The following is a 9,501-nucleotide window of genomic DNA, read 5'->3' as shown; positions in this document are numbered from 1 at the left end:
AAAAAGCCAAAGCGCGAGGCACGACCAAACAACCATACAATTAAAACGACGTACCAATCTGGAACTGGAACTTCTGGTACTGATCGCCAGCATGCTTGACGATAGGAAAGCCCAGATCGAGCTTGAGCGGCCCGATCGGCGAGATCCATTCGAGGCCCGCGCCATAGCTGTAACGCAGACCGTTCGCGCCGGTGCTGCTGCCTTCCGTGCCCCACACGTTACCGCCGTCCACGAACGTGAAGACGCGCAGCGTGCGGTCATAGCCCGTGCCGGGCAGCGGGAACGTCAGCTCGATATTGCCGACCACCATCTTCGAGCCGCCGATCGGGTCGTTCGTCGTGGTGTCGCGCGGGCCGAGCGAGCCCGACTCGTAGCCGCGCACCGACCCGATACCGCCCGCATAGTAGTTCTTGAAGATCGGATACGGTTTGCCGCCCAGGCCGTTGCCGTAGCCGCCCTGGAAGTTCAGCCCCAGCACGAAGCCGCGCGCGAATGAGTAGTAGTACTGCATTTGCGCATCGCCCTTGTAGTACTGCGTGCCGGCCGGCGTGCCGTATTCGGCATTGGCCTGCGCGTAGTAGCCGCGGCTCGGCACCAGCGCGCTGTCGCGGTTGTCGCGTGACCAGCCCACGGTGAGCGGCACCGTGTTCGAAACGCGGCCGAAATCGTTCACGTAGTCGATATAGGTCTGCGGCGTGCTGGAATCGACGTCGAGGCGGTCCTGCTCGATGCCGAGGCCGAAATACACCATGTCGGTCTCGGAGAACGGAATGCCGAACTTCATGTCCGCACCGTACGAGACGATGCGAAAGCTCGTGTCGTTCGTGCTCGAGTAGTAAAGCGGCTCGGTCGTGCGGTAGTAGACATCGGTAATGCGCTTGATGCCGTCCACCGTGAAATACGGATCGACCTGCGTGACCGAAAGCGTGCGGTACGTCGTGGCCGTATTCACGTTCAGCGAAAGGCTGTTGCCGGAGCCGAACACGTTGTCCTGCGAAATACCCGCCGAGATGATCGGCCCTTCGCCAGAGCCATAGCCGAGGCCCAGCGAAAGCGTGCCGGTGGGCTTCTCGGTCACTTTCACGTTCACGTCGACTTCGTCCTGCGTGCCTTCCACCGGCACCGTGGTCACGTCCACGTCGGTAAAGTAGCCAAGGCGGTTGATGCGGTCCTTCGAAAGCGCGAGACGGTTCGAATCGAACCACGAGCTTTCGAGCTGGCGCATTTCGCGGCGCACGACTTCGTCGCGCGTGCGTGTATTGCCGGTGACGTTCACGCGGCGCACATACACACGGCGGCTCGGGTCCACCTGCAGCGTGAGCGCGACTGTGTGGTCTTTCTGGTCGATTTCGGGCAACGCGTTCACGGTCGCAAATGCGTAGCCATATTCGCCGAGCTTGTCGACGATCGCCTTGGTCGTGTCCTTGAGCTTTTGCGCCGAAAAACGCTGCCCCGGCTTGACACCGACGAGCTTGCTCAACTCCGCCTCGCGGTCGAGCAGATTGCCGGCCATCTTGACGCTCGAAATCGTGTAAGGCTCGCCCTCGTGAATCCCGATCGTGAGGTACATGTCCTTCTTGTCGGGCGACAGCGAGACCTGCGTCGAATCGATATTGAACTCCAGATAGCCACGGTCCAGATAGTACGAGCGCACATTGTCGAGGTCGCCCGTGAGCTTTTCCTTCGAGTACAGGTCGTTCTTCGTGTACCACGAGAACCAGTTCGGCGTGGAGAGCTGCATTTCATCGAGCAGCGTGCTGTCGCTGAACGTCTTGTTGCCGATGAAGTTGATCTGGCGGATCTTCGCGCTCGGCCCTTCGACCACGGAAAACAGCAGGCCGACGCGATTGCGGTCGATCGGCGTGACCGTGGTCGTGACCTCTGCCGCGTAGTAGCCGCGCGTGAGGTACTGGCGCTTGAGCTCCTGCTCCGCCTTGTCCACGAGCGCCTTGTCGTAGCTCTGGCCCGGCGAGAGCCCGACCGACTTGAGCGCCTTCGTCAAGTTATCCTTATCGAACTCCTTGATGCCCGCGAAATCGATCGTGCCGATAGCGGGACGCTCCTGCACCTGCACGATCACCGTGCCGCCTTGCGCAGAGATGCGCACGTCGCTGAAGAGGCTCGTCGCGTAGAGCGCGCGAATGGCGTCGGAGGCTTTGTCGTCCGTGAAGGTCTCGCCCTGCTTGATCGGCAGATAGGCGAATACGGTGCCCGGTTCGATGCGCGTGAGCCCGTCGATGCGGATGTCCTGGACCACGAAGGGCTCGGTGGCGTGCGCCGCAGCAGTCACGCCGATGCCGAAGCCGGCGAGAGTCAGTGCGCGTGCATAGCGCGCCGTGGTAGTTGATGCCGTCATGCGGGAGGTCGAATGTGAAGCAACGAAAGAGCCGTGAAAGTGCCGAATGCTCCATGACCGGCGCGAGACGCGCGCGGCCGGCATCCACGGATGCAGGGTGTACAACGAGTGCGGCAAACCGGGCCTGCGCCGCGCCTATTGCATGCTCGCGCGGCCAGGCAGGCGCATCTTCGCGAGCCCCGTTGCGAGCGAGAGCACCTCGGTCATGTGCACGGCTTGCGCAGGCTGCAGACGGAACGACAGTTCGGCGCCCCCGGGCAAGCGAAAGCTCACGACGAGATGCTGCACGTCGCCCGACTCGCGGCCGACCTCCCAGGCCTCGCAAGGCATGGTGAATTTCACGCTCGCGGTTTTGTGGCGAATGCGCTCGGAGCGGCCAATCGCGTTGGAAAGTGCGGCGAGCAGTTCATGCATCACCGAGCAATGCAATGCGACGCTGTCCGGCTGATTGCCGTTCACCATCAGGTACTGGCCGTCCGCAGTCAGCTCGAAATCGCGCAGGGAATGAATGGCAAGAGCCGGGGACGAGGGCATGAGCGACGCTCCGTTTCGAAAGCATCGGCGGAGTCTAGTGCGTTGGGCGCGGCATGCGCGTTACCTTGTGATTACAGGAATTACTTTCATCAATATTGCATGGACCTCGTTGAGTTCGTTTCGCGCGCACCCATTTCCGCGCGAGGCCAACCCCCTTCGTGCGTATAGCGGCTTTCAATCTGCTCTCGACTGCACGACGCCGCGGTTATCTTGAAAAATTTTTGGTAACCGTAGCGATTACGTTCGCTTTCGATAGGCAAACAGGCGTTTTACCGCGCGCAGCGTGGCCCGCTTCGCGACGACCGCATGCCGTCACTTATCAAAATAATCCTGAAACGCTGCAAAGCTCGCATGCACCGCGAGCGCCTGTAAGGGAAAGCAAGACAACAAATTGGCAAATGTGCTAACTCGGTCGACACGCTCGAGCAGCATCGCGGCCGCGTCGTTGCGCACGCCGCCGTGACGGTCGAGAAATTGGCCCCAAAGCGAAAGTGCACGCAGGCGCGCCACAGGCTGCGCGCTCGCCACATAGGCCGCAGGAAAAAGCCGCCGGTAGGCAGGCACGTTGTAGAGCCAGGACGTGCCATGAATGAGCACATCGCCCGGCGCGCAACCGCTTTCGCCGAGATGGCTGCGCAGGTGCCCAATTAACGCCCGCAACTCAACGTACCGTGCGGCGCGTTGCCGGGAATCGAGCGGCGACATGCCGTTATCCGTTTGAGCGTTGAAGTGCAGACGCACTCCGCCGTGCGGTTCACGCGCGCACGAGAAGCAGCCAACCGTCGCGACGACCGCAGGCGCCGCCTGATGCGTCGGGCAGCGCTGCAAATAGCGCCACGTCCACTCGCACTGCTCGCTCACGCTTGCGCACTCATCGAGGCCATGCACGTAAGCTGCCCAAAGGGGATGCGTGCGATCGAAAGCCCGCCCCGCGCCAAAGCGCACGTAAAGGTTCGTGCAGTCGAGCAACGCCGCCGCGAGCGGCATACCGGCGAGGCGCGCCGCCGTGCGCGCGAAGCGCACCTGGAGGTCATAAAACGCGCGTTCGGGGCTCATCGGGCCTTGTCTCCTTCGTCCACGATACAATGCCGCTGCGTCCGATCCGTCCCTTGCTGCCCCTATCCGACATGCAGAATTCTACCCGGGCCTTCCTGTTGGGCCCGTTGCTCAAAGGCGTTTCCCGTTCGTTCTACCTCACGATGCGCGTGCTGCCCGCCGGCATGCGCGACCCCGTGGGCGAAGCCTATCTGCTCGCGCGCGCCGCCGACACCATCGCCGATACCGCGCTGATTCCGCCCGAGCGGCGGCTCGCCCTGCTGCTCGCGCTGCGCGAACGCGTGAACGGCGCGACGAACGATGACACCCTGCTCGCCGATCTCGCGGGCGAAGTGGCGGGCCAGCAAACGCAATCGGACGAGAAGCTGCTGCTCGAATCGCTGGGCGGCGCGCTCGACGTGCTCGCGCAACTCGACGACGCCGATCGCCGGGCCGTGCGCGAGATCGTCACGACGCTCACCGAAGGCATGGAATTCGATCTGCGCACGTTCCCCGACGAGCGCTCGGGCCAGGTGGCCGCGCTGAACACGTGGGACGAACTCGATCGCTACACGTATCTCGTGGCAGGCTGCGTGGGCGAGTTCTGGACGAAGATGACGTACATGCACTTGCCGGGCGCCCTTGCGCCCTCGCTGGAACCCACCATGTACGCGCGCGGCATTCGCTTCGGCAAGGCCTTGCAGATGGTGAACGTGCTGCGCGACTGCGGCAAGGATCTGCGCATCGGCCGCTGCTATCTGCCCGCTTCGATGCTGGCCCAGGCCGGGCTCACCGCGCAGGACCTGCTCAAGCCCGGCGCCTCGGCGCACGCGCGGCCGATCATGCTCGAACTCGTGCGCATCGCGCTCGACCATTTTCGCGCGGCCATCGACTATACGTTCGCGCTGCCGCGCCTTTCGGTGCGCCTGCGGCTCGCGTGCCTGTGGCCCATTCTCATCGGCCTCGAAACGCTCGAGCGCCTCGTCGACAACGACGACTGGCTCGATCCCGCGAAGACCTCGAAGGTCACGCGCAACGACGTCTATCGCATTCTCGCCTGCTCCACCGCGCTCGCGCCTTCGAATGCGCTGCTCGGCGTCTGGTTCAAGCGGCTCTTTGCGCGTGTCGAAGCGCGTATCAAGCGCTGACGATACGGGCGTAAAAAAGGCGCGCTTCGCAGCGCGCCTTTCGCGACTCGAAACGACGTGACTCAGCCTTTGTCGGCGCGATACAGCTTGATGATCGCCGAGAAGTCGAGCTTGCCGTCGCCGTGGCTGCTCATGGCCTGATAGAGCTGCTGCGCGAGCGCACCCATATACGCGGGTTGATGCACGCCTTTTGCGGCGTCGGTGGCCAGACCCAGGTCCTTGAGCATGAGGTCCGTGCCGAAACCGCCCGTGTAGCCGCGCGAGGAAGGCGCCGTCTCGATCACGCCCGGGTACGGGTTGTACGTGTCCGAACTCCAGCAGCGGCCCGTGGACGTGTTCATGATCCCGCCTAGCACTTTCGGGTCGATGCCGAGCGCCTCGCCGAGCGCCATCGCTTCGGCCACGCCGGCCATCGTGATGCCGAGCACGAGGTTGTTGCAGATCTTCGCCACCTGCCCCGTGCCGGTCTCGCCGCAATGGACAATGTTCTTGCCCATGCCCGAAAGCACCGGCTTCACGCTCTCATAGTGCTCGGCGCTGCCGCCCACCATGAAGGTCAGCGTGCCTGCGGCCGCACCGCCCGTGCCGCCCGAGACTGGCGCATCGACAAACGCGTTCCCCTGCGCGGCGGCGAGCTTCGCGAACTCCTTGACGCTCGCCGGATCGATCGTGCTCGAATCGATGATCGTCACGCCCTTCGCGATACCCGCCAGCACACCGTCCTCCGCCGTAAGCACGCTGCGCACGTGCGCCGCCGCGGGCAGCATCGTGATGACGCACTCCGCGCCGCTTACCGCTGCCTTCGCCGATGCGGCCTTCTGCGCGCCAGCTTCGGCGAGCGTTTGCATCGCGCTCGCACTCAGGTCGAACACGGCTACCGCATGCCCCGCCTTGAGCAGGTTGAGCGCCATCGGCGCGCCCATGTGGCCCAGCCCGACAAATCCGATTTTCATGAGCCTGTCTCCGTTATTGTTCAGTACTCCGTGTTGATGCCGGGCGGCGTATCAGCGCAGGCTGATCGTCGTGTTCACGCCATCGCTCACGGTCGCGTCGTCGAACCAGCGTGCGGTGACCGTCTTGGTTTGCGTGTAGAACTGCACGACCTGCTTGCCATACGGGCCCAGGTCGCCGAGCTTCGAGCCGCGCGAGCCCGTGAAGCTGAAATACGGCACCGGCACCGGAATCGGAATATTGATGCCCACCTGGCCAATGTCGATCTCGCTCTGGAACTTGCGCGCCGCCGCGCCGCTTTGCGTGAACAGGCCCACGCCGTTGCCGAACGGATTCGCGTTGACGATGGCGATCGCTTCGTCGAGCGTCTTCGCCGTGAGCACTACGAGCACGGGCCCGAAAATCTCGTTCGTGTAGATGTCCATGTCGGTCTTCACGTTCGTGAACACCGTGGGCCCGACGAAGTTGCCGCTCTCGTAGCCCGGCACCTTCACGTCGCGGCCGTCCAGTGCGAGCGTCGCGCCCTGCTTCACGCCCGCGTCGATCAGGCCGAGAATGCGCGTTTTCGCGGCGCGCGACACGACCGGCCCGACGTCGGTCTTGGGCTCATGGCCCGCGTTGACCTTGAGGGTCTTCGCCTTTTCCACCAGTTCGTCCACCCATTGCTGCGCCGCGCCCACGAACACGGCCACCGAGGTCGCCATGCAGCGCTGGCCCGCCGCGCCGAACGCCGCGCCGACCAGTGCATTGAGCGCCTGCTCGCGATTCGCATCGGGCAGCACGACAGCGTGATTCTTCGCGCCCATCATCGATTGCACGCGCTTGCCGTGCTCGCTGCCCAGACGATAGACGTGCGTACCCACGGCCGTCGAGCCGACGAACGAAATCGCCTTCACGAGTTCGTGCGTGCAGATCGCATCGACGACTTCCTTGCCGCCGTGCACGACGTTGAGCACGCCCTTCGGAATGCCCGCTTCGATCGCGAGTTCGACGAGCTGCATGGTCGAAAGCGGGTCCTGCTCCGAAGGCTTGAGCACGAACGTATTGCCGCAAACGATCGCCATCGGGAACATCCATAGCGGAATCATCGCGGGGAAGTTGAAGGGCGTGATGCCGGCGCATACGCCTAGCGGCTGCTGCAACGTGTAGGTGTCCACGCCACCCGCCACGTTCTCGGCGAAACCACCTTGCTGCAGCGTGCCGATCGAGCACGCGTGCTCGACCACTTCGAGGCCGCGGAAAATATCGCCCTCGGCGTCGGGCAGCGTCTTGCCCTGTTCGGCGGTGAGCGTTTGCGCGATGCGCGGCATGTGCTCGCGAATCAGCGCCTGCAGTTTGAGCATGATGCGCAAACGCGTGCCGACCGGCGTGGTCTTCCACGTGGCGAACGCGGCATGCGCGGCCTTCACGGCCTGGTCCACTTCCTCGACGGTCGCGAACGGCACGCGCGCCAGCACTTCCTGCGTGGCCGGATTGACGATATCGCGCCATTCAGTCGTTTTCGATTCGACGAATTCGCCGTCGATGAGCAGCTTGACGGTCGAAACGTGCGCGTTGGATGCCTGGGTCACTGCGTTCATCGTGAACTCTCCCTGTTGGATTCGAACGGGCCGGCCGTGGCCGGATATAGCGGAATATGCGGAGTACGCGAAACCTTCAGCCGCAGCACGCGCGCAAGGACGCAGCGCAAACGCATGCGGTCATGTCGAGCGTGCCGGGAACGGAGCCGGGCGAAGTCAAGGAGAGTCCTGCTGAACACGGGCGCGCCTGCGGCGAGCGCGTGGGGAACGACTGCGTTTGCATCGTCTGTCTCCGTCTTTGTTGTCGTGCGACCGCGTCTGTTTCAGTCGCCTTCTGCAGCGAGTATAGTTATTCGAATATCCACGGCATAGAGACGAAAAAGCCCATCCGATATGCAAAAAAACACAACGACCGGCATGGAGACATTGAACTGGGACGATCTGCGCTACTTCCTGGAAGTCGCACGCACGCAGCGCGCGAGCGGTGCCGCGAAGCGCCTGGGCGTCGACCACACCACGGTCGCGCGCCGCGTGCGTGAGCTGGAGGCGGCGCTAGGCACGGTTCTATTCGATAAATCGCGCTCGGGCGGCTTCGTGCTGACGGCCGAAGGCCAGCGCCTGCTGGCCTATGCGGATGCCGTGGAAACCACGGTGCAATCGGCCAGCGAGCAGTTCGCGCTTGGCGCGCAGTCGCTTTCGGGCCATGTTCGCGTGGGCTCGACGGAAGGTTTCGGTTGCTTCTTTCTTGCGCCGCAGCTGGCGCGCTTTACGGGCCAGCATCCCGACATGTCGATCGACCTGTTGCCGGTGCCGCATTTCGTGAGCCTTTCGAAGCGTGAGGCCGACCTCGCGATCATGCTGGAGCGCCCCGAGCGTGGACAGTATGTGTACACGAAGCTGTGCGACTACCGGTTGCGCCTGTACGGCACGCCCGCCTATCTCGAGCGCCACCCGCGCGTTCGCACAGCCGCCGACCTGCGCAATCATGCCTTCATCAGCTATGTCGCCGATCTGGCGTTCAGCCATGAACTGCTGTACCTCGAACGAACGGCGCCTAACGTGACCGCCAACCTGTGCAGCACCAGCGTGATTGCGCAATACCATGCTGCGCTGCAGGGCAGCGCGCTCGCCATCCTGCCTTGCTTCATGGCCGAGCCCGACCCGCGCCTCGTGCCAATCCTGCCCGACGAAGTCGTGGTGACGCGGCGCTTCTGGCTGTGCAGCCGCGAGGACCTGCGCAAGCTGCGGCGCATCACGTCGCTCTGGGACTATCTGCGCGCGGCCGCCGACGCCAATCGCCCTCTGCTGATGGGCGAATCGCCGGAAATGCATTACGTCGATGCCTAAGCGCGGCTCGCACTACAGTCTCGACAGGCAATAAAAAAACCGCACATGCAGTCCGCGAAAGGGACTGCATGTGCGGCCTTCAGGAAGCAGCTGAATGCATCCGCTCCGGCGTCGCCGTCCGCGCCTCCACGCGCGATCGGCACACGCCGGCTAGCCGATGCTCAGGTCCCAACCGGGCGGATCGTCAGCGCGTTACGCACCGACGTCACGCCTTCCACGCCCTTGGCGACATCGCCGGCGCGCTGGATTTGCGACGACTCGGGTACGGTGCCTTGCAGAATGACGGCGCCGTCTTTCGCACGCACGGTGATGTTGGAGACGCTGATGTTCCGGTCACGCGCGAGGGCCGCACGGACCTTGCGGCCGAGCGCACGGTTCGCTGCGCGTGCCTGACGCAGTGCTGCCTTCGATTGATTGACGTTGTGCTGGGCAGCGGCCGTCGGACCGCTGGCGGGGGCCGCTGCGGCAGGCGCCGAAGCGTCCTGCGCATAGACCTGGAACGAGGCCGCCACGAGCGCCGTGGCTGCGGCCAGCTTGAACATCTGAATAGCCTTCATGCAGTTTCTCCTGTTGTCAGTCTTATTGCAGGCCCAGGAATGGGCCGTTAACT

The 9,501-nt window shown here is 63.7% G+C and carries 8 protein-coding genes; 2 read left to right on the top strand and 6 right to left on the bottom strand.

What is annotated here, in order from left to right; all coding sequences use genetic code 11:
* Positions 1 to 40: 40 nt before the first annotated feature.
* The 3 genes from bamA to U5A57_RS11405 form a co-directional block, all read right to left on the bottom strand.
* Complete coding sequence (bamA, locus tag U5A57_RS11415) at positions 41 to 2,356, bottom strand: outer membrane protein assembly factor BamA (protein ID WP_321910856.1); 2,316 nt, start codon at positions 2,354 to 2,356, stop codon at positions 41 to 43.
* Positions 2,357 to 2,491: 135 nt separating this feature from the next.
* Positions 2,492 to 2,890 (bottom strand): hypothetical protein, encoded by a 399-nt coding sequence (locus tag U5A57_RS11410; RefSeq protein ID WP_028205068.1) that lies wholly within the window; start codon positions 2,888 to 2,890, stop codon positions 2,492 to 2,494.
* 312 nt (positions 2,891 to 3,202) lie between these two features.
* Positions 3,203 to 3,946, bottom strand: a complete 744-nt coding sequence (locus U5A57_RS11405; protein ID WP_321910853.1) for a hypothetical protein — start codon at positions 3,944 to 3,946, stop codon at positions 3,203 to 3,205.
* A gap of 71 nt (positions 3,947 to 4,017) precedes the next feature.
* On the opposite strand from U5A57_RS11405, the gene U5A57_RS11400 reads away from it, so the two are divergent.
* On the top strand, positions 4,018 to 5,073 hold the full coding sequence (locus tag U5A57_RS11400; RefSeq protein ID WP_321910851.1) for a phytoene/squalene synthase family protein: 1,056 nt from the start codon (positions 4,018 to 4,020) through the stop codon (positions 5,071 to 5,073).
* A gap of 62 nt (positions 5,074 to 5,135) precedes the next feature.
* Here the strand turns inward: U5A57_RS11400 and mmsB are convergent, their stop codons facing one another.
* Together mmsB and U5A57_RS11390 are read right to left on the bottom strand one after the other, a co-directional pair.
* Positions 5,136 to 6,026 carry a 3-hydroxyisobutyrate dehydrogenase gene (gene mmsB / locus U5A57_RS11395; RefSeq protein ID WP_321910848.1) on the bottom strand — a complete coding sequence of 297 codons (891 nt, stop codon included), beginning with the start codon at positions 6,024 to 6,026 and terminating at the stop codon, positions 5,136 to 5,138.
* Between the two features lie 51 nt (positions 6,027 to 6,077).
* Entirely contained in the window at positions 6,078 to 7,604 is a 1,527-nt protein-coding gene (locus U5A57_RS11390; RefSeq protein ID WP_321910847.1) for a CoA-acylating methylmalonate-semialdehyde dehydrogenase, read from the bottom strand.
* 333 nt (positions 7,605 to 7,937) lie between these two features.
* Here U5A57_RS11390 and U5A57_RS11385 point away from each other — a divergent pair, with 333 nt between their 5' ends.
* The gene (locus U5A57_RS11385) at positions 7,938 to 8,891 is read left to right on the top strand and encodes a LysR family transcriptional regulator (protein WP_321910845.1); all 954 of its coding nucleotides are present in this window, start codon (positions 7,938 to 7,940) and stop codon (positions 8,889 to 8,891) included.
* A gap of 161 nt (positions 8,892 to 9,052) precedes the next feature.
* Here the strand turns inward: U5A57_RS11385 and U5A57_RS11380 are convergent, their stop codons facing one another.
* Positions 9,053 to 9,448, bottom strand: coding sequence for a BON domain-containing protein (locus tag U5A57_RS11380; protein ID WP_321910844.1), 396 nt, complete (start codon positions 9,446 to 9,448; stop codon positions 9,053 to 9,055).
* Between the last annotated feature and the right edge of the window lie 53 nt (positions 9,449 to 9,501).

It is taken from the genome of Paraburkholderia sp. J11-2 (genome assembly GCF_905220185.1).
GTDB lineage: Bacteria > Pseudomonadota > Gammaproteobacteria > Burkholderiales > Burkholderiaceae > Paraburkholderia.
The sequence above is the reverse complement of the archived record's forward strand: the minus strand, read 5'-3'. Positions and strand labels throughout refer to the sequence as shown.